Origin of the sequence: Virgibacillus ndiopensis, assembly GCF_900187325.1 — a bacterium.
Lineage (GTDB): Bacteria > Bacillota > Bacilli > Bacillales > Amphibacillaceae > Virgibacillus_E > Virgibacillus_E ndiopensis.
Genome location: NZ_FZMZ01000004.1, coordinates 450,535 through 477,533, shown reverse-complemented (window position 1 = coordinate 477,533; position 26,999 = coordinate 450,535). Strand labels below are relative to the sequence as shown.

Below are 26,999 nucleotides of genomic sequence, written 5' to 3'. Positions count from 1 at the left end.
AACTTTGATCATTAAGCACGCAACCTCGGTCCGTGAACGTGCAACCTCATCACTTGAGCGCATGAATCTACTTGTAAGGTTAAGGAACTTGGAACTTTCATTGCTAAAATAATTCTATCCTAACATAGTTATAAAAAAAGGCTGTTCCTCAAATGGAACAGCCTTATCTTACTTGCTATTCATAGCTTTTTTCTAATTCATCCACGAGCTTTCCAACATATGCTACAGCCGTTTTAATTGCATCAGGCTTAGACATATCAACACCAGCTTGTTTGATTAAATCGAGTGGTTTCATTGTTCCACCTGCTTTTAATACAGATAGCCAGCGATCTACTGCGGGTTTTCCTTCTTCTTGAATTTTTTGGGCAACAGCAGTAGAAACAGTTAAGCCTGCTGAGTAAGTGTATGGATAGAGTCCCATATAATAATGCGGTTGACGCATCCATGTAAGACCTGCACCCTCATCAAATGTAACGGTATCACCCCAGAAATTTTCTAAAGCTTCTCGTTTCTGTTCACATAACACATTTGCTGTTAGCGGCGTTCCAGATTCAGCTAGTTCATAAACGCGGCGCTGGAATTCACCTTCTAATAAGTGGGTAACAAAATTGTGATAGTAAGTACCTAGCAATTGACTAATAACCCAACGTTTCATTCTCTTGTTATCAGTTTTTTTAATGAGATGATTAGCTAACAGTAATTCGTTTAATGTTGATGGTGCTTCAACAAAATAGGTTGACGGACGTGTATTTACGATTGATTGATTTTTTCCGGCAAGATAAAAATGTCCTGCATGCCCCAATTCATGCGCTAGTACGAACGCGCCTCTCATTGTGTCTGTCCATGTAATAAGGATATAAGGATGAACCCCGTAAGGACTAGAACAAAAAGCACCAGTTGATTTTCCAACATTATCAGCTAAATCAACCCAACGATCCTTGATTCCCTTTTGCATGATTTCACTATATTTGGGCCCCATAACCTGAAGAGCTTCTAAGATTGTCGCTGTCGCTTCCTCATACGTTGTTGTTGGATTGAATTTCGGGTCAAGTGGAGCTTTTAAATCACAAAAGCGTAATTCATCCAAATCAAGATCTTTTTGTTTTAGCTTAGCAAACTTTCTCATATGCGGGGCAAGCTCTTTTTGAATAATATCTAACTGATTGTGATACATATCTTTCGTAACATGTTGTGACTGCAGGAGCATGTCTGTAACAGAATCATAGGAACGTAAACGAGCCATAGTAACTTGTTTGGTAACTTCTGTTGCATAGGTTGCCGCATACGTGTTTTTGTATTGGTCCAGCGTATTAATAAATGAATCATATGCTTTTCTGCGAAGATTTGTATTAGCCGTTATTTCATATCGATCTTCGTAAAGTGCTGCTGACATCGGTAGTTCATTTCCATTTTCATCTTGAATGGATGAAAACTCCATATCTGATGATTTGCTGCGTTGATAAATCATGTATGGTGAGTCATGAACCTCACTAAGAGCTGCCAAAGTTTCTTCTATTTCGGGTGATAAAGTAAATGGCTTTTTTTCAAGTACGTCATCAAGCATTTTTTGATAGGTGTTGAGTTCTGGTTTTTCTTGTAAAAATTGTTGGATTGTTGCATTGGGTAATGTTAATAATTCCGATTCAACAAAAGAAAGCTTTGCACCAATGTTTGCGAGCGCTGCCGAAACTTTTGCGGAATCTCCCTGGTTCTTAGGGTCTGTTCCATCAGCACTTGAACGCAAATTTGCATATACAGCCACTTTAATGATTCGCTTTTGGTAGTTTTCAAGGGTTTCTAAACAGTTTAATAGTGTGTCAGCATTCGTACCTAATTTACCTTTATAATTCGTTACTTCGTCAACATCTGCTTGTACTGCAGCTAATTCCTGTTCCCAATCCTGATCGGATGTAAATAAATCTTTTAAATTCCACGTTTGTTCTTCGGGTACTTCTGATCTTATCCACCGTTTTGTTTGTGTAGTAGTAGTCATTATTTTGCCCCTTTCAGAATAAGTATTTCGGTACTCTAAATAATAGTATAATATAAAAAATGGTTGAATGGTATGATTTTTCAAATAAAATGGTGTGTCTGTTTTTTTGCAAAGACTATTTTCTATAGATTGTTGCTTTATAATCGCATTTCATTTATAAGAAATAGAAAAGCATATATCCTCAATATAATCTCCAGGGGGATGAGAAACTTTTAATTGCCCACGGAAAGCTGAGTAGATGCGGGGCAAGAACAACCAAAAGTGCGAAATCAACCTAGCATTTACGTCACAGTTTCTATGAATAGCAACAAACTATGCGAAAAAGATCCTTTACAAAAAAATAAACAGCTACTACTAATAGCTGTTTGATGATATGTTATAGTACAGTACAAATGATTTTTTAGGGTATACTACTATTACCGTGCTGGATGATCACATTCGTCACATAAATTACCATAGCAATCCGCTTTCTCGTTCATGTCTTGACCACATTCATGGCACTTTTTCTTTGGTAAGTTCTTAAAAAACTCAACGACGCTTTTCATGTGTAACATCCTCCTTTGTTATAGTAACTGTATTGTATTATAACAGTATGCAAAAAGTCAATAGTGTGTCACAACAAAATTTGATGAGGTGATTAATATGAAATTAACAATAATAGGATTTTGGGGTGGATACCCAGCTTTAGACAGTGCAACATCGGCATATTTGTTGGAGAAAGATGGGTTTTCGTTATTAATCGATGTAGGAAGTGGTGCATTAGCAAAGGTACAAAAGTATAAACATATTATGGATCTTGATGCAGTTGTTATATCACATTATCACCATGATCATGTTGCAGACATTGGTGTATTACAATACGCTTGGCTCGTTCACATGTATTTACAGAACAATAAAGAAATTTTACCGATATATGGCCATACGGAAGACAGAGAAGGATTTGATTCGTTAACACATGAATGTACGGAGGGAATTGCTTATAATCCGGATGAACAGCTTGAAATAGGACCATTTTCGATTACATTTTTTAAAACAAATCACTCAGTTCCATGCTACGGTATGCGGATTTTTGATGGGAACCGTGTCATTGTCTATACTGCTGATACAGCGCATAAAGAAGGGTGGAGTGATTTTGCTAACGATGCTGACTTGCTAATTACCGATTGTAATTTTTACGCAGATCAGGATGGGGCAAGTGCCGGACATATGACAAGTAAAGAAGGGGCTATGATTGCTGCTAAAGCAAGGGTTGGTGAACTTGTATTAAGTCATTTGCCACAGTACGGTGATAATTACCAACTAGTTGAGGAAGCAAAACAGTATTATGATGGGAAAATTATGTTGGCAAAAGAAGGATTAGTGTGGGAAAAATAATGTAATCGATATATCCTTTGATTGCCTAGTAAAATTGGATTACAATATAGAGTGGACAAACATTTATGGGAGGGTCAATCACATGAAGTTTATAGATAATAAAGGTATAACCGATCCAAGTATTAACTTGGCATTGGAAGAATACATTTTACAAAATTTTGGCGAAAAGGATACATATTTATTATTTTACATTAACAAGCCATCCATTATTATCGGTCGCAACCAAAACACGATTGAAGAAATTAATACAAATTATGTTGATGAGAATGGTATTAAAGTCGTTCGTCGTTTATCTGGTGGCGGAGCGGTTTATCATGATGAAGGCAATTTAAACTTTAGTTTTATTACGAAAGATGATGGGGAAAGCTTTCAAAATTTCGAAAAGTTCACCAAACCAATGGTCGAAGCCCTGAATAAACTAGGTGTTCCTGCAGAATTACAAGGACGAAACGATTTGGCAGCGGGTGGTCGAAAAATCTCAGGCAATGCTATGTTTTCTACAAAGGGACGTATGTTCAGCCATGGCACATTAATGTTTGATTCAGAAATCGAAAATGTCGTGTCTGCGTTAAATGTAAAAATGGAAAAGATCCAATCAAAAGGAATCAAATCAATCCGTAGTCGTGTAGCAAATATTTCTGAATTCCTTGAAGAGAAAATTACGATGGACCAATTTAAAGAATTGATTCTACGTTACGTCTTTGATGTTGAAGATGTGAAAGATGTACCTCAGTATGAGCTGACAGAAAAGGACTGGGAAAACGTTCATAAAATTTCCAAAGAGCGCTATCAAAATTGGGATTGGAATTACGGAAAATCACCATCATTTAACATTCAAGAATCACACAAATTCCCTGCTGGTCTTGTCGATGTCCGACTAGATGTAAAAAAAGGAGTCATTGAAAATTGTAAAATTTATGGTGATTTCTTTGGTGTTGGTGAAGTATCAGTTATCGAGGATAGACTAACTGGTGTTCGTCATGAACGGAAAGCAATTGAAGAAGCATTAGCAGATGTGGATGTACCGCATTACCTTGGCAAAATTTCCAAAGAAGACTTTATAAACTTGTTATATTAATTATGGGGAATCAGGTTTTCGTCGTTGACGGTGCCTGATTTTTTTGTGGACTAGTGTCATCGGAAAATCAGGATCATCTCGAGAAGTGATGTATCATCCCTTACCACTGCCACTTGATAAATTATTATCTGTATTTTATAATTAATATGAATTTTACCGTAATAATGAATGATTATTCATTCATTATATTAAGGGGGGCTTGGAAGTGAATTTAAGTGATCAATTGTCTATTACAGCTAGAAACCACCCAAACAAAACAGCGTTTGTATTTCAGAACCAAAAAACGAGCTACATGGAGTTAGAGGGGGCAGTTACAAAATTTGCATCTCAATTATGTGAATTAGGTTATCAAAGAGGTGACCATATTGCTTTGGTTGTTGGTAATAGTCCTTATTATGTGATTGGATTGTACGGTGCACTCAGGCTAGGTGCAGTTGTTATCCCGATTAATCCATTGTACACGGCACATGAGTTATCGTATATTTTAAAAAATGGTGATGTAAAAGCGGTTATTACAATGGATATCTTACTAGAAAAATTCGAAGCAATAGCTGAAAATCTTCCAGGTGTGGACCATTACATATCCTGTGAAACAGGTACAGATATATCTCTTAAGAATCGTACTCTTTCTGTTAAATTGAAACCGTTTACAGAAATGGTTGAGGAAGGATCTTTGATGTTTGATAAACCAAAGCTTAATGAAGAAGACACGGCTATAATTTTGTATACATCAGGAACGACTGGCCAACCAAAAGGCGCCATGCTCACACATAAGAACTTATTCTCTAACGCTAAGGATGTTGCCGATTATTTATCCATTAATGGAGATGATCGGGTAATTGCTGCATTACCAATGTTTCACGTATTTTGTTTAACAGTTGCATTAAATGCACCGTTAATGAACGGCGGAACGGTGTTAATTATGCCAAAATTTTCACCGCAGGAAGTATTTCGTATTGCTAATGAATATAATGCAACGATTTTTGCGGGTGTTCCCACGATGTATAATTATTTACTGCAAAGTGCAGATGGTAAGAATGTAGATCTTGGAGAAATCCGATTATGTATTTCCGGTGGTGCGGCCATGCCTGTTGCGTTATTGAAAAACTTTGAAAAGGAATTTGGTGTTATGGTGTCTGAAGGGTATGGGTTATCGGAAGCGTCTCCGGTTACATGCTTTAATCCTTTAGATCGTCCGAGAAAACCAGGATCCATCGGTCGTAACATTCTTCATGTTGAAAATAAAGTAGTGGACGAATTTGGTGAAGAAGTGCACGTTGGAGAAGTTGGTGAATTAGTAGTTCGAGGACCAAATGTGATGAAGGGTTATTACAATTTGCCAGAGGAAACAGCTGTTACACTTAAGGATGGCTGGCTTTACACGGGAGATATGGCACGAATGGATGATGAAGGCTTTTTCTATATAGTAGATCGTAAAAAGGATATGATTATTGTAGGCGGTTACAATGTTTATCCTCGTGAGGTTGAAGAGGTTTTGTATACACATCCTGATATTTCAGAGGTAGCAGTTATCGGAATTCCAGATACGAATACAGGAGAAGCAGTTATGTGCTTTGTTGTTTCGAGTGATTCGACATTGACAGAGGAGGTACTTATTGAATTTTGTAAAGGGCATTTAGCAGGCTATAAAGTCCCGGCAAAAATTGAATTCTTGGATGAGCTTCCGAAAAATACAACCGGAAAAATTCTACGCAGAAATCTTAAGGAGAGAGTAGAACTATAGAAAGTCCGTATTGTGGTGTGCTGAAGCATGGTATTTTTGCTTTATGCACACCTATTTTCATTGATAAAGTATGAACCCTGCTTTAGTTTGGCAAACTAATAAGAAAAGGGGTGGTTAATAATGAAAAAAAAGAATAATGATCCAGAACTTGCCACATATACAATACTGAATCCTGATTTTCATACGGTGGAAAGCCAATTAAACACCGACTATAAAAGTGATGAAAATCACGAAAATACTGACGTATCGACAAAATTAGAGCAATAACTAGTATCATTTGTGAATAAACTGTGAATTTTTTCTAAAAATTGCATTTTTATATTACTTTCTGCCTATAAATTTGGTAAATTATATTTAAGCCTCTTTCTTTTTCATTTAACATGGAAAGGATGTTATAAGCTGATGAAAGATTTTTATTCTCCATCATATGAAATTACTCCCCTTACACTGGCGATCATTGCGAAGCCAGATGAAAATGGGAATTTTAGTACATGTATATTTGAGGATCAAGAGGAAGTTTTAGTAGAACACATCCCAACAAAAATTATTGATAATGCGTGCAAATTTTTTGGTGCCAGCCTTAAAGGTTCTTAGCAAATGAAAGTACTAAGAACGCTTAAAAATAATATCCTCAATAATTAGAGTATTACCGTAGTAAGAATAGTGGATTTGTTTTATGAGTGAATTTATCAGATTTTTCTTTTCATGCATTTCTAATGCATACCAATTTCTCTTTACACTTTTTAAAGCATTGATAATTTCTTCTTGATTTATCGGTTCCACTTTCGGTTCCTCAACTATTGATCCAAATTGCTCTTTAATTGCATCTTCTTCTTGTTTTGCTTCATTCATCCGTTTTTTAAAATCCTCATAAGACATTACATCTTCGGTCCATGCATACTGCCATTTCTTCTTTCGATTTTCGATTTTTTTCAGTTGTTTATTAAGGGATTCTATATCGACTTCATGATTATTGCTCTGGCTGCTATTTAACTCTTTTTCTCCAGTTTCTGCTACATCTTTAAATACTTCTTCAAAATCAAGATGTTCTAGATATTCAACAAATGCTGTTTCCAATTTAGATTCAGACACATTCCTTATTCCTTTGCATTGGCCAATTCTTTTATGTCTACATCGATACTGCAAATACTTTTTATTTTTATAAGTCGTATAGGATCCGGTTAATGTTCTACCACATTCTTTACATTTGAGCTTGCCTGAAAAAATATAACGGCTTGAAACGGATCTAGGAGGGGCTTGTCTTCTTTCTGTCATTAGTTGTTGTGCGAGTTCCCATTCCCCTTTTGTGATGATACCTTCATGTGTATTTTCAACAACCATATCTCGCCATTTAGTAGCACCGTAAAAAACAGGACTTGTAACTATTTTCATTATAGTGTTGTCGTTCCAAGGGTTCCCTGCTTTTGTGTATATTCTTCTATTGTTTAATTGCTTGCTCACATAATTAAACCCGCCAATTTTATACAATCGAAATATTTCTTTTATTGTTTTAGCCTCTATAGGATTGATAACCAATTTGCTATTATCTTTATCTAGATCATATCCCATCGGTGAAAAATTTAAAGCGTACTTCCCTTGTCTTACTTTTTCAGCAAAACCAAAACTAATACGTTCACCCATGTTTTCACGTTCCCATTGCGCAAGAGCTGCAACAATAGTTATAAACATTCGCCCCATTGCAGTAGTAGTATCATAGACTTCAGTAGCTGATTTGAATTTACAATCGTGTTCTTCGAATATCTCTAACATTTTGTATAGATCAAGGACAGATCTAGTAAGTCGATCAAGACGATATACTAAAACACAATCTATTTCACCGTTTTTAATATCTTTAAGCATTGACTGCAATTTAGGTCTATTCATATCTTTTGCCGAAATACCTTCATCAGGGTAAATGCCAGCTACTTCCCAACCTTGGGAAATACAAAATGCTTTTAATTTTTGCTTTTGAGCAGAAATTGAATAACCTTCTTTTGCTTGTTCTTCTGTTGAAACTCGAATGTAAATCGCAGCCTTCATTTTAGCTCCTCCTATATATTTTTGATTTTAATATAGAACATTTGTTCCATTTATGGTATTATTACTGTAACATAAAATTTATTAATTATTACTAAATTGTAAAATTGTAATGATTTTGTAACGTGATTCGTGTTATAAATAAAATAAGTCAGTTGACTTATTTATGCCGGTGAGTAGATACAATCTACTCGTTATTACCCACTTCGATCCACTCATAAAGATCATCAATTTGACAGTTGAGAACGGTTGCAACGTTTTTAGCTACTTGAAGTGACATTTTGCGATCATTGAGTACATACTTATTGATTTGTTGCGCCGTTATACTCATTTTCTCAGCCAGTTCCTGTTGTGTCATATCTTTATTCCAGAGTAATTCTCGAAGTAGGCATCTACCGACTTTATAAGTCAAACAGACACCCTCTCTACTACCAACTAAGGAGTTGTTTCATGTTGTCAAAACCTACTGTTGATTTAATGGAATTATTAAGTAAATTAGTTAAGCAAGAACAAAACGAAACTACTTCAAACCGCGTAGAGAGCGGATGAAGCTAATTGCACCTTCAATTTCTTCCTTTGTGGCAGGCTTACCATCAACGGTAAGCTTGTATTTCTCTGTTAATTCTTTTAAAGAAAAGTTTTTTGAGTCCACATCATAAATTAGTTGTTCTTCATTAACAGTAAAATTTTCTGTGTCGGATCTACCTAGTAAATAATCCACACTTACATCAAAAAAGTCAGCTATTTTTTCTAATGTAGAATAATCAGGTTCTCTACTACCTTGCTCATAATTAGCAAGTTGACCTCTAGAGAAACCTAATTCTTTTGCAGCTTCATATTGGCTTATGCCTTTCTTCTTCCTTAATTCTTTTAACCGTTCATTTAACATATCTAATCACCTACTCTATTTAATTATAAGAAACAATTAGTTTCTAGTCCATCACCATTCTACCAAAGAAACAAAAAGTTTCCTAAAACTATTGACAGACACATTACGTTTCTTTATAGTAATAATTACCACGAGAAACAAAACGTTTCTGATAAATGAGGTGAAATTATTTGGAACGAAAAATACTAATCAACTGTAGAGGTGAACAATCTCGCCAAGAAGTCGCCAAACAACTTAAAATCACACCCCAAATGTTAGGAGCAATTGAAAGAGGCGATCGTACACCTTCATTGCCTTTAGCAAAAAAAATTGCTGATTACTATGGATTATCTGTTGATGAAATTTTTTTTAATCATAATAGACACAAAATGTTTCTATGAGGGTTAATATTGGTTATTTGTCCCTATTTTATTAAGGAAAGGAGAATAAAAGTGGAAGCAGTTAAGGCAGCACAAAAAATTAGTGAAGAAACATTAAAAGAAATAGCCAAATTCTTCTTAAAAACATCCGTTCCGCGAATCATTGCTGAAGAGCGAAAGAAGGTGAAAACCAATTGAAAAAAGTGTTGATCGCATACCTTATTATTTAAAAAAACTTGCTCAATTCGGTTCTATTCATCCATCTAAAAGACGTAATCCATACAGACATAACAGATTGATGGTTTATAAGAAGTTAATGCACTAGCAAATTAAAAATGAAGGGTGGATAACAAAATGACTGAGGAAGAACGCGATTCACTATTTAAACAAATGCATGAACTTCCACAACATAGAAAAAACAGCATTTTATCTAGGATTTTTGGATATTTCGAAAATGCAACACCTAATCATGAAACAGAACGATTTTTTAAAACTGTTCAAGAACAAGTTGATGAATGGGTGGGAAATAAATAGCAAAAGGAGGCTAAGCAAAAATGAATAAACTAGTTTTTGTTCAGGACAAGCAAGTTGTGACAGATAGTTTAACTGTAGCTGAGGTATTCGGCAAGGAACATAAACATGTCAAACGTGACATTCGCCAACTAAATTGTAGTGAAGAATTTTATGGGTCCAATTTTGGACTTATTAATTACCAGGATGTTAGGGGGCGTACACAAGAAAAATATATTATCTCAGAACAAGGATTCACTCTTCTAGTAATGGGTTATTCCGGCATGAATGCAATGCAATTTAAAGAGCAATACATCAATGAATTTAATCATATGCACCAGCAGTTAAGGGGGACAAAAATACTTAGCGATAGAGAACAACGAATGGAAAGTATGCGGTTAACATTAGAAACTGCTGAAAAGCAAGAGAGGATGGATACTAGATTGTCTGATTTAGAGGCAAAAGTCGAGGAACAAATCACGCTTTATCATGGCGAACAACGTAGATTACAAAGAGCAGTTGGAAGTAAAGTATATAGCTTAACTAGTGATAAAGAATATCGTAAAAGTTTGTTTTCTGAATTGCACCGCGAAATCAAAGATAGATTTGGAGTTTCATCATACAAGGATATAAAACGTAAGGACATGCAAACTGCGATTAACTACATTGAAAATTGGATTCCTAAAAAAGTTTCTTGAGGGGGCATAAGAATTGAATCAAAAACAAGTTGTTGATGAATCACGCTGTTATGAATATTGCTCTAAGCAGGCAAAAGCGCAATTTGACAAGTCGAATTATTCAAAAGCTTTTGTTTATCTTGAAAATGCAAGACGTTCATTAATTCAGCTTGAAGGGTCTAAGAAGCCTGAAGAACAAGAGAGTAGTAAATTTCACGTTATAAAGATTTACGCATCAGCTGCTATTGTTACAGGGTTTTTGTTATACGGTTTAATCACTTCAGGAGGGAGGACGTGGTGAGTGTACGATCAAAAAGATTTCTCTATCAATCTAGCAGGGTCAGTTTTGATAGTGTTACCAATAATTTTGATTTTATTTTAAAAAAAATAGACCACGTGCTACAACACAAGGTCTCAAGCTAAATACACTAATTAATGGAATTTAACATACTTGGATGAATATGTTAAATGAATAGCTTTATTGTAGCTTATAAAGTGTAATGTGGCAAATGTAAGGGCATAAGGGAGGAGATCTAATAACATGTTGAATAAACATCGTGTATTACTTCCAAAGTGGATTTTCACACAATCAACGAACGAACAGGAATTAAATAAGCTTGTACTACAGTATATGCAACGTTATCCGAATTATGTCCTAATTTATATAGAAAATGAATTTGCAATATGTGAACGCATTGATTTAAGAAGTGAAGGGGTGAAATCGTGAAAACCTGGTTTAAAGTTTATAGGGAAATATTTGATTCGGACATATGGAATGATGTAACCACTTTTCGCCTCTTTATATTGTTGATTGGTAAAGCCACACACCAGGATGGAATAAAGATATCCGGAATTGAATTAAAGAAAGGACAATATCTTCGTTCATACAGAAAGCTTGCGGATGACCTTTCTTACAAGGAAGGAAGAGGTACAAAAAAGTATTCCACCAACACCATTAAAAAGTGTGTAGATAAGTTAATTAATACCGAAAGAGTGTCCAAAATGGAAACGGAACAAGGAACGCTATTCACAGTACTGAATTACGCTAAATATCAAGACTTGCAAGAAACAAATAACGAAACTGTGAACGGAACCGAAAACGAACAGAGAACGTTCGGTGAACGTTCGGTGAACAAAAACAAGAATGCTAAGAATGCTAAGAATGCTAAGAATGCTAAGAATGCTAAGAATGAAAATAATAATAAAAAGAATAGTCGCAAACGAGTTTACGACGACACATCTATTTATTTTCAGTTGGCAGTTTACTTTTTTGAACAGATCAAAATTAATAATCCACAACATAAAAAGCCGAACATACAAGCGTGGGCTGATGATATTAGAAAAATGATTGAGCTGGACAAGCGTACAGAAGAACAAATCAGATATTTAATGAGATGGGTGCAGCAGGATGACTTTGAAATGGTGAATGTTCTATCTCCAGCTAAACTCAGAAAACGATTTGATTCATTGATCATGAAGGTTAAGCAATCAAAACCTTCCAATGTCACACCAATTCAAAAAAATAAAAAATACAATTACGGTTTTTAGGAGGTTTGTTCAATGCAAAGTATTAAAGACGTTGGGGAAATGCTTCAACCAAGACAAAAACTACTGGGTACATACACTTGTGAAGGTTGCGGTAGAAGTGTTGAGAAAAAAGAAATGGTTATACCGATGGGTCCGCGAAAAGGAGAGACCATCATTGCGGATATTGGTTGCAAGTGTGAAGACATTCGACTTGTTGAACAGGCACTTAGGCAGCGTGACCAAGCTAAATTAAGAAAAATTCAACAACAGTTTGATAACAACTCACTAATAAACAAATCATTACAGAAAGCAACCTTTACAAATTATATTCCTCCGAATGAGGATTTGCGACAAGTTAAAAGCAGGCTTATGCAGTACACAAAGGAATTTGACAAAGACGAATCTAGTAATCTATTACTGGTTGGCAATTACGGAACCGGAAAAAGTCATTTAGCAGTAGCCATCACGAAAGACTTGATGGAAAAAGGGTTTACTTGTTTATTTTTATCGGTACCTAAACTTCTAACAAAAATAAAGCAAACTTACAATGCTGCAAGTAGATTTAGTGAAAGTGACATTTTGGATTTGATCGAAAGGGTTGATCTTTTCGTTTTGGATGATTTGGGAACGGAATACACCAATAACAAAACTGATAATGATAACTGGACACATACAAAGTTATTTGAAGTCTTAGATAATCGTTCTGGCAAATCAACTATTTTTACTACAAATCTAAATAGCGATCGGCTAGGGGAAAAAATGAACGAAAGAAACCTATCTAGGATTTTAGACGGTACTGAAATTATAAAAATGGTTGGCAAGGATTACCGAAGGAGGGGATTCTAGTATGTGGCAAGGTATGAAATCAGTAATGCTATTCGATCCAAAGGACAGCCAAGCAGAAACGGAACGCAAATGGCTGGAATGGAACGACCATAAAAGTGCTGTCCAGGATAAGGCGGTGCCTAACGCTGAACAAACGCAGGCTTACTTACGAAAGTATGATACAGCATGAACACCCTAACCGCAACCAGGATGCCGAATCTGCCGAAAGGTAAGAGCAGAATCTTATTTGAAGATAAGGATATCGAATTCGGACTTCCAGAATGGCAAGAAAATAAAATCATCGATCTCTGGAATCAGCGTAAAAGTTTAATTTATATTGCTAAAACCGTTAGAAGAAACCCGCACGAAGTATTTTTCACACTCTATGAAGCGCAGATGGATGGGAAGGTATCAAACATAGGACGAGCCTTTATGGAAAGTAGCACATTATTAGTTCCTGGAAAGGAGCAGTTGAAGAATGGTAGATCCAATACAAACAATTCAAAGAAAAATGTACAAACTTGAAGAACAGTTAAAAGAATCAAGAGCTATTGCTAAGAAATGGCGAGATAAGTACCGTTATGCAGAAGCTAGAATCGAAACTTTAGAAAATCAAGAAACTAATAAAAGTGAATTAAAGCAACTAGAAATCGAAAACGGGAAGTTAAGAGCGCAATTAAATAGCATGAAACGTGATGAACGTGCATCCGAGAAATTGCAGAAGGTTGTCAAAATCATAAACGGATGGTGATTTGATGAAAACTTGTGTTGAATGTAAAAGTGCTGTCGCAACTCATTGGAGTAATTACTTGTGTGAGGAATGTTTTCGGAAGTTTTTGCGTGAAGAACAGGATGCCGGAAAAGAAAGCAAGCGAATGTAATGGAATGGCTAGGATTACTGTTCGTACTTGGAATAGGTGCGGTATTGTGGGTGATTGATAGGTGAATGTTAGAACGGAAATGTGACGTGAATGGAGAGGATGAGAAAGTGAAGCATATTGTATTTTATTCCGGTGGGTTAGGTAGCTGGGCAACTGCTAACAGGGTTATTCAGAGATACGGAAAAGAAAATGTAATCCTCTTATTTACCGATACGCTAATAGAAGATGAGGACTTGTATAGGTTCTTGGAAGATACGGAAAAAGACTTTGGTATTGATATTACACGTTTAGCAGATGGTCGTGACGTATGGCAGGTGTTCAAAGATACAAGGTTCTTGGGTAATTCTAGGATAGCGAAATGTAGTCACATACTGAAACAAGATAAGTCCAGGGAATGGGTTGAAGCCAATTACAAGCCAGATGAATGTATTTTGTATTTAGGTATCGACTTTACAGAAGAACACCGCAGAAAGTCACCTATAAGGAATTGGGCGCCATATCAAGTAGAGTTTCCGATGTGTGAAGAGCCATACGTAAATAAAGTGGACATTATCAAGGATTTAGAAAGCAGGAGCATAGCTATTCCTAGGCTTTATAACAAAGGATTTTCACATAATAATTGCGGAGGATTTTGTGTAAGAGCAGGACAAGGGCACTTTATAAATCTGCTTAAAGAAATGCCAGACCGTTACAAATACCATGAAGAAAAAGAACAGGAAATGCTTAAATTCTTAGAACGGAACGACATTTCAATATTAACCAGAACAAAAAAAGGACAAAAACAAATACTGACATTAAAACAATTAAGAGAAGAATATGAAAGTCAACCAGAACAAATTGATATGTTCGATATTGGCGGATGTGGGTGTTTTGTAGAGGAATAGTTAGCGGCAAAGAAGGTGATTCAATGATAGATCAATTAAGAAAGGGGAGTTTATACGTGAGTGAATGGCTAACTACAGGACAAATGATAGATAAATTGAAGGTTGGGGAAGTTGCAAAGAGGAAAAATAGTGATTTGCATATAAAAAAAGTTACATCGTCAATTCATAAGTTTTGCACTGAAGACGGAGACGTTAGTGGTTTTCGAGAAGTTACACTTGATGGAATGATTGTTGGTCACAAGTGGACCATCCTGCCAAACTATGTATCTTTTGAAGATGCTATGAAGGCGTTGAAGGAAGGGAAAAAAGTAAAAGTTATTTATCCGAATGGTGAACATGATCATATATACGGTAAACAAAGCGGCGTTCTTTTAACGGGAACAATATGGGATGAACTATTTGAAGGCAAATGGACCGTTGAGGATGGTGATGACAAATGAATCTGAATAAATTAACAGAAAATATCCAAGCTTGGGCAATCGAAAAAGAACTAGACGAAGCGCAACCAGAAAAACAAATGCTAAAACTCATGGAAGAAGTTGGCGAACTAGCACAAGGTCTTGCGAAGGCGAACAGAGACCAAGTGATTGATTCAGTGGGCGATGTATATGTGGTATTAACCATTTTATCTATGCGGTTGGATTTAGATTTACAAGCATGTATTGCTGCTGCTTATGGTGAGATTAGTGACAGAAAAGGCGAAATGGTAAACGGAAGTTTTGTAAAGGAAAGTGATTTAAATTGAACGACATCACCGAAAAACAAAGGCAACGAGCAGTAAACGATAGAATTACAGAATTAAAGAACGCTCTGTACCGAATGGATGTTGCACATACAGCAGATGGTAGAAGCATTGAGGATGTGAGCCTGTTTGTACTGGAGCATACGCATATCAATGCAAAGTGTAGGCAAGGGATGTTGATGGGATGTGAAAGCGATGATTGAGTTCACCATACCAGGTCGCCCCGTACCAGCTGTAAGGATGACACAAAAGAGCATGTACAAGAATAAATACGCTAAACGGTATCTGATGTACAAGAAGCAAGTCGGTTGGATTGCACGGTCGCACATGCAGGGAGAACCAACCAACGAAGCTGTTGGAGTAAATATTACGCTATATATTTGTGGAAATAAACACGGAGATATCGACAATTTTTTTAAAGGTGTTACCGATTCACTCAACAAGATAGTTTATAAGGATGATAGGCAGATTAAGGAAATGAAGTCGAGGATATTTGCTTGTGATGAAAGTGAAGAACGAGCAGAGGTTGAAGTATATGAGTTAGATTCAGCAAGACATAGCAAAATGAATTAAATACGTAGCCGAATTGAGCGTTTTATACATAATTTAATAGTTTTATAGTCAGCAGGATTAAAAACGCTCAGATTGGCTTTAAATTGTATTTTAGGAGGGTGAAGGATGAGAGATATTAAGTTTAGAGGATATGCTCCAGATTTAAAAACATGGTTTTATGGCTTCTTATCAGAACAACCAAATGAAGATAATTTAGGATGCACGATATTAACAGATAACTTACCTGTTGTTGTCATTGATGAATCAGTCGGTCAATTCACAGGTTTAAAAGACAAGAACGGTAAAGAGATTTATGAGGGGGATATTGTAAATGTTAATCAATATGGTGGAACTCCGAGACACGAAGAAGTGAAATATTATACGATTGCAGGATTCGCTGCAATGCATCCTTTCACAGATAGCGGTCATCATTGGTCAGCAAATAATTGTGAAGTAATCGGCAACATATACGATAATCCTGAACTACTGGAAGGTGATTCACAATGATTCAAGCAGCGATAATCACATTGACAATAGCGGTAGCGTTATACGCTTTATCGTTGGTGATTTACGCTAGTGAGCATAAGAAAAGGGGTGTTGAGGGTGAATGATGCAGAGGTATTCGAAAACCCTTGCGCCATATGTAGTAAACGAGTAGCAACAAAACTATGTGATTATATTATCCGTTACGATAACGGGATTATATTCTTTAGAAATTGGCAGAGATTTAAAGAAGTGAACTCACCAGGATATAAGCATGAAACATGTGATTTACCGTTATGTGATGAATGTAGTCACAATGCAGGTCATCAAGTGGATATGTGCCCACATCATTATAAATTACATCAACAAGCAAAGTTACCGAATGATTTAGCAAGGAAAGCACTAAAGCAAAAAGCAAAAGCGTTACAAGACTAACCTTTGGGGGTCAGCATATGGCAGTTGAAATGAAGGCTGAGATTAATCTAAATGAAAATGCAGTATATGTGGTTAAAGGATGTCAGCTTACTAAAGTTATAGCTAAGGATCATGGTCAGGACATCATCATTTGGAAAAACGGACAAGTATTAGACGTTGATCGTAGCCAACGAATAAGAATAGAAGGACAGGAATTCATATGAAGTACAAGGAATTACAAATTACAAAACATTCCTTACAACATTATATTAGGAGACCTACCGCAACTTCAAAAGAACTATCCGAAGAGAGACACTTACTCGTGAAAATTACAAATGAAGTTGATAAATTAAAAGAAAGACACGGAATAAACTAAGTAATTAAATTCAATGAAAAGTCCTTACGGAAGAACCGATGGACACAGACAAGATTTAATACTCTATGTCTGTGTTCTTTTTTATTATTAAATAGAGAGAAGGGTTTAGGTATGCAGATGACATTTAATTTACCTGAGATTGAGCGGGTGGCTACTCGTAATAAAGTCGAATCAGTATTGGATAAGTACAAAATGTATTTATTAATGGATCCAAGCGAGTTAGAACCAAATGTTACATCTTCTTTTAGATTAGTTCCTGCAGCACCAAATAATCAATTCCATTCATCTACTGAAGAAACCGCAATTAAACGGATGGACCAAGAAAAACAACGGAAAGAGTTCTTAAAGAAGATTCAAAAATCTGTTAATCGATTAAATTATCAAGAACGCTCAATTATAATAAATCGATATTTGAAAGATGATGATGTATATGATTATGAGGTTTACAATGAGCTGGGTTACAGTGAACGAAAGTATTACAGAATAAAAGCTAGGGCATTTTATAAGCTTGCATTCATTCTACGTATAGAGGTTTATAAGCAAGAAGGTGAGGTAAGTTGAATTTTGTACAACCTATTCGGGATCCGGAGATTTTACGGGAAATTAAACGTTTCCTTAGAGAGAAGAGCGAACGAAACTACATGATGTTTGTTGTAGGGATAAACAGTGGTTTACGTATATCAGATATACTTCCATTGCGTGTTAGTGACACAAAAAGACCTTATTTTAGTTTGAGGGAAATGAAGACTAAGAAACAGAAGCGAATTGATATGACACCTTCTTTAAAACGTGAATTAAAAGCATATGTTGAAGGAAAGGAAGATCATGAATTTCTGTTTAAAAGCAGAGAAGGTATAAATAAACCAATTGGTCGAAGTATGGCATATAAAATATTAAGGGAAGCTGCAGAGTATGTTAGCATGGATGAAATAGGTACACATACCTTACGAAAGACATTTGGGTATCACTTTTATAAGCAAACGAAGGACGTAGCAATGCTGCAGGAGATCTTCAATCATTCTAGCCCAGCAATTACATTAAAGTATATTGGAATCAATCAGGACATCCTAGATAAGGCTATAAAAAACTTTAAGATATAAACTCATCGATAAACAGATGGGTTTATTTTTTTGACAAATCTAACCTATTTATGCAATTATGTTAAATTGTAAATGAGATTGTGAAGTAATGTACGGGAAGTAATGTACTTAAAGTAACGGGCAGAAGAGTTGAAGAAGAACTAAGTGATTGTAAAGGGGATTTATAATGCCACAAGGATTACTGCATCACATAGAGATATATGTTTCAGATTTAGAACAAACTGTTGAATTTTGGGGATGGTTCCTAGAAGAATTAGGTTATACTTCTTTTCAAGAATGGGAAAGTGGTCACAGTTGGAAATTGAGTGACACTTACATCGTTTTTGTTCAAGCAGAAGATAGGTTTCAGGACCCTCCATATCATAGATGTAGAGTAGGGCTTAATCATCTAGCATTTCACGCATCATCACGTCAACAAGTAGACGAGTTGACGAACAAATTGAAAGAAAGGGAAGTCAATATTCTCTACTTAGATAAACACCCATTTGCTGGGGGGAATGATTATTATGCCGTTTATTTTGAAGACCCAGATAGGATAAAAGTAGAACTTGTAGCTTCTGAATAGTTATTGAAGTAAATGGTGCAAGAGTTAAACAAGGCGATCATTAATTTGATCGTCTTTTCTTTGTTAAAAATCGTTTGAAATATTTTGTAGGCGTTTATAAACTCATTAATTATCCATAAATAAACAATGTGTAACTCATTTTAGATAGTTATGATAGAATTATATATATCAAGGGATTTCAGAGTTATATAGATTCAACACAATATAAGATATGGGTAATTAATTACATTAATTGGGTAGTTAAAATTTAGATAAATAAGTAGGGGGGTATTTGATGAATATAGATAATAACGAAATAATAACTCATGGGGATATTTATGAAAGGTTTTGCAATAAGCACTCTCACTTGGCTTCATATGTAAATGATTATAGGCCGGAAGGAAAAATGAGCATATATCTCTGGTTCGAAAATGGAATGAATATGATAGTTAGATATAACATAAAAGATGATTTGTTTGAAATAAATTAATAAAAGTGGTGGGGATAGAAGATGGACATATTTATTGATTCCAATATGCTTTATACAGATCCATTTTTTAAATCAATTAATAATAAATTATTGCTTACATTAGCAAAAAAATATGAAGTTAATATATATTTGTCTGAAGTTGTATTACAAGAAATTTTAAACAATCACTCGAAATTAATGAATGAACTCTATAGTAAAATAAGTAAAGTGAATTCAGAATTAAATAACCTAATTAAAATGAGTGATAATATTGAACCAAAAAATGATGCGTCTTTTCATCAGAAGAGTTTAACTGATTACTATCAAGGATTAATTGATAAAGAAACTATAAAAATTATTAAGACTAATAACAAATTAATGCCTGAGCTTGTAAATAGGTCTATTAAGAGAATAAAACCATTTAGTAAAAATAAGGAGGAATTTAGAGATGCGATCATTTGGTTATCATATGTCGAATATGTAAAGAAAAATGACATAAAAGATGCTATTTTTATCACGAATAATATTAAGGATTTTTCTGATCCTAATGATAAAACAAAAGTGCATCCAGATTTATTGAAAGATTCAGATGCGTTTACTATTTATTTGTCCGCAAAGAATCTCTTTGAAAATATCGAGTATCTGAAGTTACTTAAGAAATCACATGAAAAAGAATCTTGGTTATCTATGCAAGATTTAAATGTAATTCAGAATAGATTAAAAGGAACACTTGAAAAAGATTATTTTGATATAATTTATTATGAAATCAGTTACTTTGCGGAGAATTACGTAAACCCTAGCCAGTTATTCACCGGAATATTTGATTACACCTATCTAGAAGCATTTGGTGGAACATTAACTCATTTCGAGATTGATATGTCCGAGGTGATTGACGATAGTTTAATTTTTTACGGAAGGATATTTTTTGAAATTAATATGGAGTTTTATGAAAGAAACCCATTATACGAACTTGGAGATGAGGAATATTTTCATTTGGGATCAAGAACAGGATATTTTCAGGTAGGCTGTAATATTGAAACAGATGAAAATTTAGAAGTTAACAATTTAGAATTGGAAAGACCAACCTTTAAACCTACTCAGGTTTCTGTTGATTATTCAGAATCAATACCTTTTTAAAATGGCAGATAAATGGCAGAATAAAAGCAGAGCATTTACAATTTAATAAGTTACTATAGTATTAATAGAGAATTGACAAAAGGCACTCATTATCTGATGGGTGCCTTTTATTCCTTTCACTTATTTTTTAATCTTAGATAGTAATTCGTCTGGAACTAATTTTTTTAGATAATCAGGATGCTTATGGTGTAACGTAGCAGCTACAGCATAAAATCTTGAGTAAATATCTTCTAGATTCTCTGGTTCCGTTTGGAAACCTTTCTCAATGTATATCTTAGTAAGTTCCATTGCAACATCTAGAGGATTTCTCTGGATAGGCGTAGGTTTTACTTTTATGTTTTCAGCCATTGATCAATCCACCTCCTTTTCTACTATATTCGATATTAATCTTGTTAATTCCTGTTAGTATAGCAGGAGAATTTTCCTGTCTGTCGAATTGAGTAGATAGATGGGAGGTGGAAAGTATGATTTTAGATCAATTTGTTTGTTTAAATCATACTAGAATCTGGATTAAAAGTACCATAAGTGAGGGTAATTCTATAATGAAATTACATGATAGGAATATGGATTATATGAATAATCTTTTCAAGCATTCATTGGAATACGGACAAGATATATATGACCAAACCTTTATGCATCGACACTTTTTCTTGATTTCTGCTGCAAAAGCGAGAGATTGGTTGATAGAATTAGCTGACGTTGACATGGAATTAAAAGAAATTTTAAAGACGTTAGATGATAAATTTCCAGATCTAAGAGATGTAAGAAATATGAACGAACATGATATTTCTTACTACAAAGGAAAAGGGCATAAGCAAAAGAATTTTCATAAAGCAGTAGGCAACGATTTTATTACTGACGGTACCTCCATAAGAGTGGAAGGAAATGATTATTTAATAGGTGATAGATTAAATGTTCAACACGTCATTGATTACTTTACTCAAATATATCCAATAATTAAAGCGAAATTAGATAATATAGATTATTAGTAAATCAAGACATCTCAATAAGGTGTCTTTTTTATATGTATTAGTTCTATTTACCCATTTATAAATAATTTTGTAAAAAATAAAGGAAAATATATCCTTTTTGTCGAAATGTAGTAAATAAGGAGGTGAAAGTATGATGCAAATATTGAACAAAAGCAAAGGCTTTTATTTCACATTTACCATTGCCTTGGTGTTATCTTTATTTGTAATGAGTAGTTCTGTGTCAGCTGCAACATATACATCTACTGATAAAGAAGTGTATCAAAAAGGTGAAACTATCTATATTAGTGGTAACTCTGATACTTATCCACCAGGTGCTCAATTAAAGTTAGAGGTTATCAAAGGAGATCCTTATCTTGGAGAATACGTTACTGAAACAGTAGTCTATACAGATGCAAACGGTGACTTCGAAGGATCCATTAAAACTGACTCATCATGGGATACAAGTAACGACTATATTATTAAAATTTGGTTCTATCCAACTGGTGATTTTTTAAATGTTTCTAATACCTTTACAGTACAATAATAACGAAAGAGGGGTTTTTAACTCCTCTTTTTATATTTTTTTATTAAGATTTAGGCACTCTTTCGAGTGTCTTTTTTATATACAAAAGTATACGAATCTCTTAAGATTGTTGCCGTTTCAATAACATTTTTCACAAATAGAATATTGTAACAGGAGGTGTAAACTATGTCGTATAGTGACCACGGATACTGTTGCAAGTGTAGATGTTGTTGCTGTTGTTGTGAATATAAAGTTAAAATTTACGATCCATGCGACAAAAAGAAGAAACCTAAAAAGAAGAAAAGAAAACATCATTGCTAAGAAAAGACGGACAAGGTGCCTAAATTGGTGCCTTGTTTATTTTATATACAAAAATATTAAGGAGCGTGTTAATCATGGGGGGTGACAACTCATGACAGGACTATGTGATAACTGCAACTACATCACAGATATAAAGTATAAAGAAGAACAATTATCCAGAGGAATTAAGCATACGTACTTTGTTTGTGAGCACTGCAATAAACGATACACCTGTTTTGTTACGGATCCTAAAGTGAGACAACTTCAGAAGAAGATACGCAGATTAACTGGACATCGTAATAGAAGTGTCCGAATTAGAATGATGGAGTTAGTTAATGAACGTATGACCGAGCTAAAGCAGGAGATAACCAATGAACAAGGCTAAGAGACCATGTGCTGAAGTAGGTTGCAATAACTTAACCCGTAATGCTTACTGCGAAACACACTATAAGAGTAAGCAAGAATTAAACAGTGATTACAACAAGTACAAACGGGATCCTAAAACAGATGGGTTCTATAAAACTGTTGCATGGAGAAAAGCAAGGGCATTAGCAATGGAGAGGGACAACCATCTATGCCAACGATGTAAGCGACACAAGATACTTAGACCAGCACAGATGGTCCATCATAAGATAGAAGTTAAAGAGGATTGGTCGAAGCGATTGGATTTAGATAACCTAGAGAGCCTTTGCCACTTCTGTCACAATCAAATTCATAAATCATAATTGTGTTTAAACCTGGAACAATTCAGATAAAGGGAAAGATACCCCCCTAATTGTTTCTTTTTTAGACACAATTTAGTGAGCGACGCTCCCTCAAGCGCACATAAAAACCCGTTTTTGATAATTTTTTGAAAGGAGGTGTAAGGATGGCTGGACGAAACAAGCAACCGCTATCGGTTATCGAGGGAAAAGGACGCTCGAAACACATTACAAAAAAGGTTGCAAAAGAACGCCATGAACAAGAAGAAGCGATGAAGGGATTTACGGATAACATCGTTGCCCCTAGCTACTTAACAAAAAAACAAAAAGATGAATTCGAGAATATTTCTGCTGAACTAATCAGGTTAAATATTTTTAGTAATCTGGATGTGGATGGATTGGCGAGATACATTGATTCGAGAGATCAATACATTAAACTTATAAAAGATTTGAAGAAAATCAAAGCAACTATAACAGTTAAGACAGATGAGGGTAAGAGCAAAACGTTTGCCAATGATGATTATCCAAAATTAATGCGGGCGAAAAATACACTTTTCAACGAGTGCAGAGCTGCAGCAAGTGATCTTGGTCTATCCATTACATCTCGTTTGAAATTGGTTATTCCAAAAACGGATGCTGATAAAAAGCCTCAAACTGAAGCAGAGAAAAGATTTGGTGGAAGGTTATGACGTTTCTTGATCGTGTTTTTGATTATTGCGATAAAATATTAGCAGGCAATATAAAAGCTGGTAAAAAACATATATGGGCCGTTAAGCGATTTTTACGTGATTACAAAGAGTGTCAAAATGGCGACAGTCTTTTTTATTTTGATGAAGAAACACTTGACGACTTTTATTGGTTTGCTCATGAGTTTAAGCATGTTGAGGGTGTGCTCGCTGGACAACCTATTGAATTAGTAGATTTTCAGTTATTTTTGGCTGTTAACATATTGTGTTTCAAAAAGAAAAAGAACGATGCCCGCAAAATTAGAAAAGTATATATACAGCTAGGTCGTAAAAATGCTAAGTCACAGTTCTTGGCAATAATATCTGGATTTATTACATTCTTCGGTGATGAGAAACAACGTGTATTCATAGCTGGTTGGTTAAAAGAACAATCAGAAGAAGTATATGAGGCAATTCGTTCTGGTATAAACACAAGTGAGTTGCTAGACGGGAAATGGAAAGAAGCATATAGCAAAATAGAAATTCATAGGAATAATTCAGTAATCATACCACTTTCTAAAGAAGCAAGGAAAAGCGGAGACGGTAAAAATCCATCTGTAGGGATTGTTGATGAATACCATAGGCACGATACCAGTGAAATATATGACGTACTTGCCTCAGGTATGGTTGCACGTAAAGAACCGTTAATGTTCATAATCACTACTGCGGGATTTGATTTATCGTTACCATGTTTTAAAGAGTATGAATACGTAAGTAAGATTTTAGATCCTGATTTGCCACAAGAAAACGATGAGTATTTTGCAATTATTTGCGAATTGGATAAAGACGATGAAGGTAATCTGATTGATGATATAAAAGATGAATCGAATTGGATTAAGGCAAATCCTATTGTAGCTACGTATGACGAGGGGATGACCGCCATACGGTCAGAATTAAAGGTAGCTCTCGAACAACCAGAAAAAATGCGCAGTTTTTTGACTAAAAATATGGATGTCTGGATAGATGCCAAGCCACAGGGATATATGAAAATGGGAAAATGGAAAACAGCAATTATTAAACCCATGAATCTAATATCTTATCCTGTATATGTGGGACTCGATTTATCAAGTACTACTGACTTAACAAGTATAGGCAAAGTCTTTCAGTTACCAAATAGGAAGTTTATAGTAAAGCAACATTCATTTATGCCCGAGGATAGGCTACAGGAGAGAATCAACACGGATAATGTACGCTTTGATATATGGAGAGACCAAGGATATTTGACGACTACTCCTGGAAGTGTGGTTGATTATAGTTATGTTGAACAGCATTTATTGGATATGCGTGATGAAGGCTACAACATTATTGAGATTGATTATGATAAATGGAACGCTACACATCTAGTTCAAATTTTGGAGAATCACGGTTTTACCATGGTAGAGATTCCACAGATGTTACGTCATTTGTCATTCCCCACTAAAGAGCTTAGAAGCGGTGCTTATCGAAAAGATGTACAACATTTTGGAGATCCTTTACTGCATTGGGCATTAAGTAACGCTATAACCAAAATGGATGCACAAGAAAATATTATGTTAGACAAGGAAAAATCAGTGGAAAGAATTGATCCTGCGGCAGCAGTAATTAACGCGTTTAGTAGAGCAATGAGCGGAGGTGCGCAGGATTTAAGCAATCACTTTTTAAACAATTGGACAATGTAGGGCGGTGAGTAAATGGCAAAAGCAATTAAAAATTTTATAATCGTATTTTTTACAACATTCTTCACCAAATGGTTGGAGGATTTTTTAATTTTTACAGGAATTACATTAGGAATTGTTAATACGTATCTCATTACGGTTATAGATGCAAATATACTGGCAGGGAATTATGTACTTGCAGCAATGCTTATTTTTATTGGGATTATCATTGCTAGGAGGTGAAGGAGGTGATAAACATTGATATTTAAAAATGCTTTAGCCCCTAAAGCAGAAACAACTGATTTAAAAGACCCAGCACCTTGGTTTATGAAGATGTTTGGTTATGAAGCATCAAGCGGCGAGAAGGTAACAGTTAATTCGGCTCTATCAGTACCTACTGTGTATCGATGTGTGAATATAAAAGCGAATGCAATTGCTATGCTTCCATTTCAAATGTTTAGACGATCTGCAAATGGTAGAGAACGGGAAAAGAAACATATTCTATCCAAGTTACTAGAAACAAGGCCAAATCCATACCAAAGCCCTTTTAAGTTTAAACATTTATGCGAAGTACACCGTAATACCTGGGGTAATGCATACGTCAACATTAATTGGGGTGCTGATGGCAGACCAAAAGAACTGTGGTTATTAAATCCAGCAGTTACCGAGCCATATGTTGATGTTGACACTAATCTATTGTGGTATTTTACCACATTACCAAATGGTCAAAATGTGAAAATTGGTGAAGGAGACATTATTCATCTTACCGCACTTTCTACAGACGGATTGAAAGGTAAACCGCCAATTCAGACGGCACGTGAGACTATCGGAAGTTCGCAGGCTGCCCAAAAGTTTAAAGGAAAGTTTTACAAACACGGTGCAGCTAATAATGGATTTTTGAAGATACCAGGCATGTTAAATCCTGATGCGAAAAAAGTTGTTCGGGATGAATGGGAAAAGGCAAACACAGGAATAGATAATGCTCAGCGAATTGCCATATTAGATGCAGGGTTAGAATTTCAAAGTATTACTATGCCGTTAAAGGATGCACAATTCATAGAAACAATGAAATTTGATAAAAGTGAAATAGCAACTATGTTTGATATACCACCGCATATGGTTGGAGAGTTGGACCGTGCAACCCATTCAAATATTGAACATGAAAATATTTCATTTATCCAAAACACGTTGAGCCCGAATCTGAAACAGTACGAGGAAGAATTCGGATATAAATCCCTTTCCGATTCAGAACAAAGGCGGTATTATTTAAAGTTTAATCTTGAAAGTTTGTTGCGTGCTGATAAGAAAACACAAGCTGAATTTTATAAAACAATGCTTGATGTAGGGGCATATTCGATTAACGAAGTAAGAGAACTGGAAGAAAGAAACGCGATAGAAGGTGGAGATAAGCATAGAGTAGATCTAAATCACGTTTCTATTGATATTGCGGATGATTATCAACTTGCTAAGGCAGGAGTAACGAAAGGAGGTGAGGGAAATCAAGAGGACTAAATTTCAATATCCAGTAGTGAATAGTGTCACACCAATTC

At 35.1% G+C, this 26,999-nt stretch carries 44 protein-coding genes; 38 read left to right on the top strand and 6 right to left on the bottom strand.

The window, feature by feature from the left end:
* Positions 1-175: 175 nt before the first annotated feature.
* On the bottom strand, positions 176-1,993 hold the full coding sequence (gene pepF / locus CS937_RS04755) for an oligoendopeptidase F (protein ID WP_099157313.1): 1,818 nt from the start codon (positions 1,991-1,993) through the stop codon (positions 176-178).
* 416 nt (positions 1,994-2,409) lie between these two features.
* Positions 2,410-2,538: a protein YhfH gene (yhfH, locus tag CS937_RS04750; RefSeq protein ID WP_099157312.1), complete on the bottom strand. Its 129-nt coding sequence runs from the start codon at positions 2,536-2,538 to the stop codon at positions 2,410-2,412.
* Positions 2,539-2,635: 97 nt separating this feature from the next.
* On the opposite strand from yhfH, the gene CS937_RS04745 reads away from it, so the two are divergent.
* The 5 genes from CS937_RS04745 (at position 2,636) to CS937_RS04730 (ending at position 6,783) form a co-directional block, all read left to right on the top strand.
* Positions 2,636-3,367 (top strand): MBL fold metallo-hydrolase, encoded by a 732-nt coding sequence (locus CS937_RS04745; RefSeq protein WP_099157311.1) that lies wholly within the window; start codon positions 2,636-2,638, stop codon positions 3,365-3,367.
* A gap of 82 nt (positions 3,368-3,449) precedes the next feature.
* On the top strand, positions 3,450-4,445 hold the full coding sequence (gene lplA / locus CS937_RS04740) for a lipoate--protein ligase (RefSeq protein WP_099157310.1): 996 nt from the start codon (positions 3,450-3,452) through the stop codon (positions 4,443-4,445).
* A gap of 205 nt (positions 4,446-4,650) precedes the next feature.
* A complete protein-coding gene (locus tag CS937_RS04735) occupies positions 4,651-6,189 on the top strand; it encodes a fatty acid--CoA ligase family protein (protein ID WP_099157309.1) in 1,539 nt (512 codons plus the stop codon).
* A 120-nt stretch (positions 6,190-6,309) separates the two neighbouring features.
* Positions 6,310-6,456: a hypothetical protein gene (locus tag CS937_RS19375; protein WP_176555753.1), complete on the top strand. Its 147-nt coding sequence runs from the start codon at positions 6,310-6,312 to the stop codon at positions 6,454-6,456.
* Positions 6,457-6,591: 135 nt separating this feature from the next.
* On the top strand, positions 6,592-6,783 hold the full coding sequence (locus CS937_RS04730) for a competence protein ComK (protein ID WP_245835695.1): 192 nt from the start codon (positions 6,592-6,594) through the stop codon (positions 6,781-6,783).
* Positions 6,784-6,795: 12 nt separating this feature from the next.
* On the opposite strand, the gene CS937_RS04725 is transcribed toward CS937_RS04730, so the two are convergent.
* The 3 genes from CS937_RS04725 to CS937_RS04715 all read right to left on the bottom strand — a co-directional run bounded on the left by CS937_RS04725 (position 6,796) and on the right by CS937_RS04715 (position 9,115).
* Positions 6,796-8,229, bottom strand: a complete 1,434-nt coding sequence (locus tag CS937_RS04725; RefSeq protein WP_099157307.1) for a recombinase family protein — start codon at positions 8,227-8,229, stop codon at positions 6,796-6,798.
* A 184-nt stretch (positions 8,230-8,413) separates the two neighbouring features.
* Positions 8,414-8,638, bottom strand: a complete 225-nt coding sequence (locus CS937_RS04720) for a helix-turn-helix transcriptional regulator (RefSeq protein WP_099157306.1) — start codon at positions 8,636-8,638, stop codon at positions 8,414-8,416.
* A 108-nt stretch (positions 8,639-8,746) separates the two neighbouring features.
* On the bottom strand, positions 8,747-9,115 hold the full coding sequence (locus CS937_RS04715; protein ID WP_099157305.1) for a helix-turn-helix domain-containing protein: 369 nt from the start codon (positions 9,113-9,115) through the stop codon (positions 8,747-8,749).
* 170 nt (positions 9,116-9,285) lie between these two features.
* Here CS937_RS04715 and CS937_RS04710 point away from each other — a divergent pair, with 170 nt between their 5' ends.
* The 25 genes from CS937_RS04710 to CS937_RS04605 all read left to right on the top strand — a co-directional run bounded on the left by CS937_RS04710 (position 9,286) and on the right by CS937_RS04605 (position 20,595).
* Entirely contained in the window at positions 9,286-9,495 is a 210-nt protein-coding gene (locus tag CS937_RS04710; RefSeq protein WP_099157304.1) for a helix-turn-helix transcriptional regulator, read from the top strand.
* Between the two features lie 51 nt (positions 9,496-9,546).
* Positions 9,547-9,672, top strand: a complete 126-nt coding sequence (locus CS937_RS19795) for a hypothetical protein (protein ID WP_281251872.1) — start codon at positions 9,547-9,549, stop codon at positions 9,670-9,672.
* A gap of 156 nt (positions 9,673-9,828) precedes the next feature.
* The gene (locus tag CS937_RS04705) at positions 9,829-10,008 is read left to right on the top strand and encodes a hypothetical protein (protein ID WP_099157303.1); all 180 of its coding nucleotides are present in this window, start codon (positions 9,829-9,831) and stop codon (positions 10,006-10,008) included.
* A 20-nt stretch (positions 10,009-10,028) separates the two neighbouring features.
* Entirely contained in the window at positions 10,029-10,682 is a 654-nt protein-coding gene (locus CS937_RS04700; protein ID WP_099157302.1) for a Rha family transcriptional regulator, read from the top strand.
* A gap of 13 nt (positions 10,683-10,695) precedes the next feature.
* Positions 10,696-10,962 (top strand): hypothetical protein, encoded by a 267-nt coding sequence (locus CS937_RS04695; protein ID WP_099157301.1) that lies wholly within the window; start codon positions 10,696-10,698, stop codon positions 10,960-10,962.
* A 240-nt stretch (positions 10,963-11,202) separates the two neighbouring features.
* Complete coding sequence (locus CS937_RS04690) at positions 11,203-11,388, top strand: hypothetical protein (protein WP_099157300.1); 186 nt, start codon at positions 11,203-11,205, stop codon at positions 11,386-11,388.
* Complete coding sequence (locus CS937_RS04685; protein ID WP_099157299.1) at positions 11,385-12,209, top strand: hypothetical protein; 825 nt, start codon at positions 11,385-11,387, stop codon at positions 12,207-12,209. Before CS937_RS04690 ends, CS937_RS04685 begins: the two co-directional genes overlap by 4 nt.
* Positions 12,210-12,221: 12 nt before the next feature.
* Positions 12,222-13,034, top strand: a complete 813-nt coding sequence (locus CS937_RS04680; protein WP_099157298.1) for an ATP-binding protein — start codon at positions 12,222-12,224, stop codon at positions 13,032-13,034.
* Between the two features lies 1 nt (position 13,035).
* Complete coding sequence (locus CS937_RS19370) at positions 13,036-13,203, top strand: hypothetical protein (protein ID WP_176555752.1); 168 nt, start codon at positions 13,036-13,038, stop codon at positions 13,201-13,203.
* Positions 13,200-13,538: a hypothetical protein gene (locus tag CS937_RS04675; RefSeq protein ID WP_099157297.1), complete on the top strand. Its 339-nt coding sequence runs from the start codon at positions 13,200-13,202 to the stop codon at positions 13,536-13,538. Before CS937_RS19370 ends, CS937_RS04675 begins: the two co-directional genes overlap by 4 nt.
* Positions 13,492-13,764: a hypothetical protein gene (locus CS937_RS04670; protein WP_099157296.1), complete on the top strand. Its 273-nt coding sequence runs from the start codon at positions 13,492-13,494 to the stop codon at positions 13,762-13,764. Before CS937_RS04675 ends, CS937_RS04670 begins: the two co-directional genes overlap by 47 nt.
* 237 nt (positions 13,765-14,001) lie before the next feature.
* On the top strand, positions 14,002-14,778 hold the full coding sequence (locus CS937_RS04665; protein WP_099157789.1) for a hypothetical protein: 777 nt from the start codon (positions 14,002-14,004) through the stop codon (positions 14,776-14,778).
* Between the two features lie 56 nt (positions 14,779-14,834).
* A complete protein-coding gene (locus tag CS937_RS04660) occupies positions 14,835-15,218 on the top strand; it encodes a hypothetical protein (RefSeq protein ID WP_141554326.1) in 384 nt (127 codons plus the stop codon).
* Entirely contained in the window at positions 15,215-15,523 is a 309-nt protein-coding gene (locus tag CS937_RS04655) for a MazG nucleotide pyrophosphohydrolase domain-containing protein (protein ID WP_099157294.1), read from the top strand. Before CS937_RS04660 ends, CS937_RS04655 begins: the two co-directional genes overlap by 4 nt.
* Positions 15,520-15,723, top strand: coding sequence for a hypothetical protein (locus CS937_RS04650; RefSeq protein WP_099157293.1), 204 nt, complete (start codon positions 15,520-15,522; stop codon positions 15,721-15,723). The genes CS937_RS04655 and CS937_RS04650 overlap by 4 nt, the downstream gene beginning before the upstream one ends.
* Positions 15,716-16,093, top strand: coding sequence for a RusA family crossover junction endodeoxyribonuclease (locus tag CS937_RS04645; RefSeq protein WP_099157292.1), 378 nt, complete (start codon positions 15,716-15,718; stop codon positions 16,091-16,093). The genes CS937_RS04650 and CS937_RS04645 overlap by 8 nt, the downstream gene beginning before the upstream one ends.
* A gap of 105 nt (positions 16,094-16,198) precedes the next feature.
* Entirely contained in the window at positions 16,199-16,579 is a 381-nt protein-coding gene (locus CS937_RS04640) for a YopX family protein (RefSeq protein ID WP_099157291.1), read from the top strand.
* Between the two features lie 96 nt (positions 16,580-16,675).
* The gene (locus tag CS937_RS04635) at positions 16,676-16,990 is read left to right on the top strand and encodes a hypothetical protein (RefSeq protein ID WP_099157290.1); all 315 of its coding nucleotides are present in this window, start codon (positions 16,676-16,678) and stop codon (positions 16,988-16,990) included.
* Between the two features lie 17 nt (positions 16,991-17,007).
* Positions 17,008-17,193 carry a DUF3954 domain-containing protein gene (locus CS937_RS04630; RefSeq protein ID WP_099157289.1) on the top strand — a complete coding sequence of 62 codons (186 nt, stop codon included), beginning with the start codon at positions 17,008-17,010 and terminating at the stop codon, positions 17,191-17,193.
* Positions 17,190-17,345 (top strand): hypothetical protein, encoded by a 156-nt coding sequence (locus CS937_RS19365; protein ID WP_176555751.1) that lies wholly within the window; start codon positions 17,190-17,192, stop codon positions 17,343-17,345. Before CS937_RS04630 ends, CS937_RS19365 begins: the two co-directional genes overlap by 4 nt.
* A 111-nt stretch (positions 17,346-17,456) precedes the next feature.
* A complete protein-coding gene (locus tag CS937_RS04625) occupies positions 17,457-17,906 on the top strand; it encodes an ArpU family phage packaging/lysis transcriptional regulator (protein WP_245835694.1) in 450 nt (149 codons plus the stop codon).
* Positions 17,903-18,445: a site-specific integrase gene (locus CS937_RS04620; protein ID WP_099157288.1), complete on the top strand. Its 543-nt coding sequence runs from the start codon at positions 17,903-17,905 to the stop codon at positions 18,443-18,445. The genes CS937_RS04625 and CS937_RS04620 overlap by 4 nt, the downstream gene beginning before the upstream one ends.
* A 166-nt stretch (positions 18,446-18,611) precedes the next feature.
* Positions 18,612-19,010 (top strand): VOC family protein, encoded by a 399-nt coding sequence (locus CS937_RS04615; protein ID WP_099157287.1) that lies wholly within the window; start codon positions 18,612-18,614, stop codon positions 19,008-19,010.
* Between the two features lie 274 nt (positions 19,011-19,284).
* Positions 19,285-19,479, top strand: a complete 195-nt coding sequence (locus tag CS937_RS04610) for a hypothetical protein (RefSeq protein WP_099157286.1) — start codon at positions 19,285-19,287, stop codon at positions 19,477-19,479.
* A 21-nt stretch (positions 19,480-19,500) separates the two neighbouring features.
* A complete protein-coding gene (locus CS937_RS04605) occupies positions 19,501-20,595 on the top strand; it encodes a PIN domain-containing protein (protein WP_099157285.1) in 1,095 nt (364 codons plus the stop codon).
* Positions 20,596-20,715: 120 nt separating this feature from the next.
* Here CS937_RS04605 and CS937_RS04600 read toward each other — a convergent pair whose 3' ends face one another.
* Positions 20,716-20,943: a hypothetical protein gene (locus tag CS937_RS04600; RefSeq protein ID WP_099157284.1), complete on the bottom strand. Its 228-nt coding sequence runs from the start codon at positions 20,941-20,943 to the stop codon at positions 20,716-20,718.
* Between the two features lie 116 nt (positions 20,944-21,059).
* Between CS937_RS04600 and CS937_RS04595 the strand changes: the two genes are divergently transcribed.
* From CS937_RS04595 to CS937_RS04555, 8 genes are all read left to right on the top strand, one after another.
* A complete protein-coding gene (locus CS937_RS04595; protein WP_099157283.1) occupies positions 21,060-21,584 on the top strand; it encodes a hypothetical protein in 525 nt (174 codons plus the stop codon).
* 133 nt (positions 21,585-21,717) lie between these two features.
* Positions 21,718-22,110 (top strand): hypothetical protein, encoded by a 393-nt coding sequence (locus CS937_RS04590; RefSeq protein WP_099157282.1) that lies wholly within the window; start codon positions 21,718-21,720, stop codon positions 22,108-22,110.
* Between the two features lie 391 nt (positions 22,111-22,501).
* Positions 22,502-22,774, top strand: coding sequence for a hypothetical protein (locus tag CS937_RS04580; RefSeq protein WP_099157280.1), 273 nt, complete (start codon positions 22,502-22,504; stop codon positions 22,772-22,774).
* Positions 22,761-23,114, top strand: a complete 354-nt coding sequence (locus CS937_RS04575) for an HNH endonuclease (RefSeq protein ID WP_099157279.1) — start codon at positions 22,761-22,763, stop codon at positions 23,112-23,114. Before CS937_RS04580 ends, CS937_RS04575 begins: the two co-directional genes overlap by 14 nt.
* 143 nt (positions 23,115-23,257) lie before the next feature.
* A complete protein-coding gene (locus CS937_RS04570) occupies positions 23,258-23,779 on the top strand; it encodes a phage terminase small subunit P27 family (protein WP_099157278.1) in 522 nt (173 codons plus the stop codon).
* Entirely contained in the window at positions 23,776-25,473 is a 1,698-nt protein-coding gene (locus CS937_RS04565) for a terminase large subunit (protein ID WP_099157277.1), read from the top strand. Before CS937_RS04570 ends, CS937_RS04565 begins: the two co-directional genes overlap by 4 nt.
* A 12-nt stretch (positions 25,474-25,485) precedes the next feature.
* Positions 25,486-25,692, top strand: coding sequence for a hypothetical protein (locus CS937_RS04560; RefSeq protein ID WP_099157276.1), 207 nt, complete (start codon positions 25,486-25,488; stop codon positions 25,690-25,692).
* 15 nt (positions 25,693-25,707) lie between these two features.
* Positions 25,708-26,961, top strand: coding sequence for a phage portal protein (locus CS937_RS04555; RefSeq protein WP_245835693.1), 1,254 nt, complete (start codon positions 25,708-25,710; stop codon positions 26,959-26,961).
* Positions 26,962-26,999 lie beyond the last annotated feature (38 nt).

Excerpts from the sequence above, each read along its gene's own strand:
- CS937_RS04715 (WP_099157305.1), bottom strand. The coding sequence starts at position 9,115 with ATGTTAAATGAACGGTTAAAAGAATTAAGGAAGAAGAAAGGCATAAGC.
- CS937_RS19370 (WP_176555752.1), top strand. The coding sequence starts at position 13,036 with ATGTGGCAAGGTATGAAATCAGTAATGCTATTCGATCCAAAGGACAGC.
- CS937_RS04570 (WP_099157278.1), top strand. The coding sequence starts at position 23,258 with ATGGCTGGACGAAACAAGCAACCGCTATCGGTTATCGAGGGAAAAGGA.
- CS937_RS04745 (WP_099157311.1), top strand. The coding sequence starts at position 2,636 with ATGAAATTAACAATAATAGGATTTTGGGGTGGATACCCAGCTTTAGAC.
- CS937_RS19365 (WP_176555751.1), top strand. The coding sequence starts at position 17,190 with ATGAAGTACAAGGAATTACAAATTACAAAACATTCCTTACAACATTAT.
- CS937_RS04680 (WP_099157298.1), top strand. The coding sequence starts at position 12,222 with ATGCAAAGTATTAAAGACGTTGGGGAAATGCTTCAACCAAGACAAAAA.
- lplA (WP_099157310.1), top strand. The coding sequence starts at position 3,450 with ATGAAGTTTATAGATAATAAAGGTATAACCGATCCAAGTATTAACTTG.
- CS937_RS04590 (WP_099157282.1), top strand. The coding sequence starts at position 21,718 with ATGATGCAAATATTGAACAAAAGCAAAGGCTTTTATTTCACATTTACC.
- yhfH (WP_099157312.1), bottom strand. The coding sequence starts at position 2,538 with ATGAAAAGCGTCGTTGAGTTTTTTAAGAACTTACCAAAGAAAAAGTGC.
- CS937_RS04725 (WP_099157307.1), bottom strand. The coding sequence starts at position 8,229 with ATGAAGGCTGCGATTTACATTCGAGTTTCAACAGAAGAACAAGCAAAA.
- CS937_RS04600 (WP_099157284.1), bottom strand. The coding sequence starts at position 20,943 with ATGGCTGAAAACATAAAAGTAAAACCTACGCCTATCCAGAGAAATCCT.
- CS937_RS04730 (WP_245835695.1), top strand. The coding sequence starts at position 6,592 with ATGAAAGATTTTTATTCTCCATCATATGAAATTACTCCCCTTACACTG.
- CS937_RS04610 (WP_099157286.1), top strand. The coding sequence starts at position 19,285 with ATGAATATAGATAATAACGAAATAATAACTCATGGGGATATTTATGAA.
- CS937_RS04595 (WP_099157283.1), top strand. The coding sequence starts at position 21,060 with ATGATTTTAGATCAATTTGTTTGTTTAAATCATACTAGAATCTGGATT.
- CS937_RS04580 (WP_099157280.1), top strand. The coding sequence starts at position 22,502 with ATGACAGGACTATGTGATAACTGCAACTACATCACAGATATAAAGTAT.
- CS937_RS04605 (WP_099157285.1), top strand. The coding sequence starts at position 19,501 with ATGGACATATTTATTGATTCCAATATGCTTTATACAGATCCATTTTTT.
- CS937_RS04640 (WP_099157291.1), top strand. The coding sequence starts at position 16,199 with ATGAGAGATATTAAGTTTAGAGGATATGCTCCAGATTTAAAAACATGG.
- CS937_RS19375 (WP_176555753.1), top strand. The coding sequence starts at position 6,310 with ATGAAAAAAAAGAATAATGATCCAGAACTTGCCACATATACAATACTG.
- CS937_RS04560 (WP_099157276.1), top strand. The coding sequence starts at position 25,486 with ATGGCAAAAGCAATTAAAAATTTTATAATCGTATTTTTTACAACATTC.
- CS937_RS04645 (WP_099157292.1), top strand. The coding sequence starts at position 15,716 with ATGATTGAGTTCACCATACCAGGTCGCCCCGTACCAGCTGTAAGGATG.
- CS937_RS04615 (WP_099157287.1), top strand. The coding sequence starts at position 18,612 with ATGCCACAAGGATTACTGCATCACATAGAGATATATGTTTCAGATTTA.
- CS937_RS04575 (WP_099157279.1), top strand. The coding sequence starts at position 22,761 with ATGAACAAGGCTAAGAGACCATGTGCTGAAGTAGGTTGCAATAACTTA.
- CS937_RS04690 (WP_099157300.1), top strand. The coding sequence starts at position 11,203 with ATGTTGAATAAACATCGTGTATTACTTCCAAAGTGGATTTTCACACAA.
- CS937_RS04675 (WP_099157297.1), top strand. The coding sequence starts at position 13,200 with ATGAACACCCTAACCGCAACCAGGATGCCGAATCTGCCGAAAGGTAAG.
- CS937_RS04670 (WP_099157296.1), top strand. The coding sequence starts at position 13,492 with ATGGTAGATCCAATACAAACAATTCAAAGAAAAATGTACAAACTTGAA.
- CS937_RS04625 (WP_245835694.1), top strand. The coding sequence starts at position 17,457 with ATGCAGATGACATTTAATTTACCTGAGATTGAGCGGGTGGCTACTCGT.
- CS937_RS04705 (WP_099157303.1), top strand. The coding sequence starts at position 9,829 with ATGACTGAGGAAGAACGCGATTCACTATTTAAACAAATGCATGAACTT.
- CS937_RS04700 (WP_099157302.1), top strand. The coding sequence starts at position 10,029 with ATGAATAAACTAGTTTTTGTTCAGGACAAGCAAGTTGTGACAGATAGT.
- CS937_RS04630 (WP_099157289.1), top strand. The coding sequence starts at position 17,008 with ATGGCAGTTGAAATGAAGGCTGAGATTAATCTAAATGAAAATGCAGTA.
- CS937_RS04565 (WP_099157277.1), top strand. The coding sequence starts at position 23,776 with ATGACGTTTCTTGATCGTGTTTTTGATTATTGCGATAAAATATTAGCA.
- CS937_RS04655 (WP_099157294.1), top strand. The coding sequence starts at position 15,215 with ATGAATCTGAATAAATTAACAGAAAATATCCAAGCTTGGGCAATCGAA.
- pepF (WP_099157313.1), bottom strand. The coding sequence starts at position 1,993 with ATGACTACTACTACACAAACAAAACGGTGGATAAGATCAGAAGTACCC.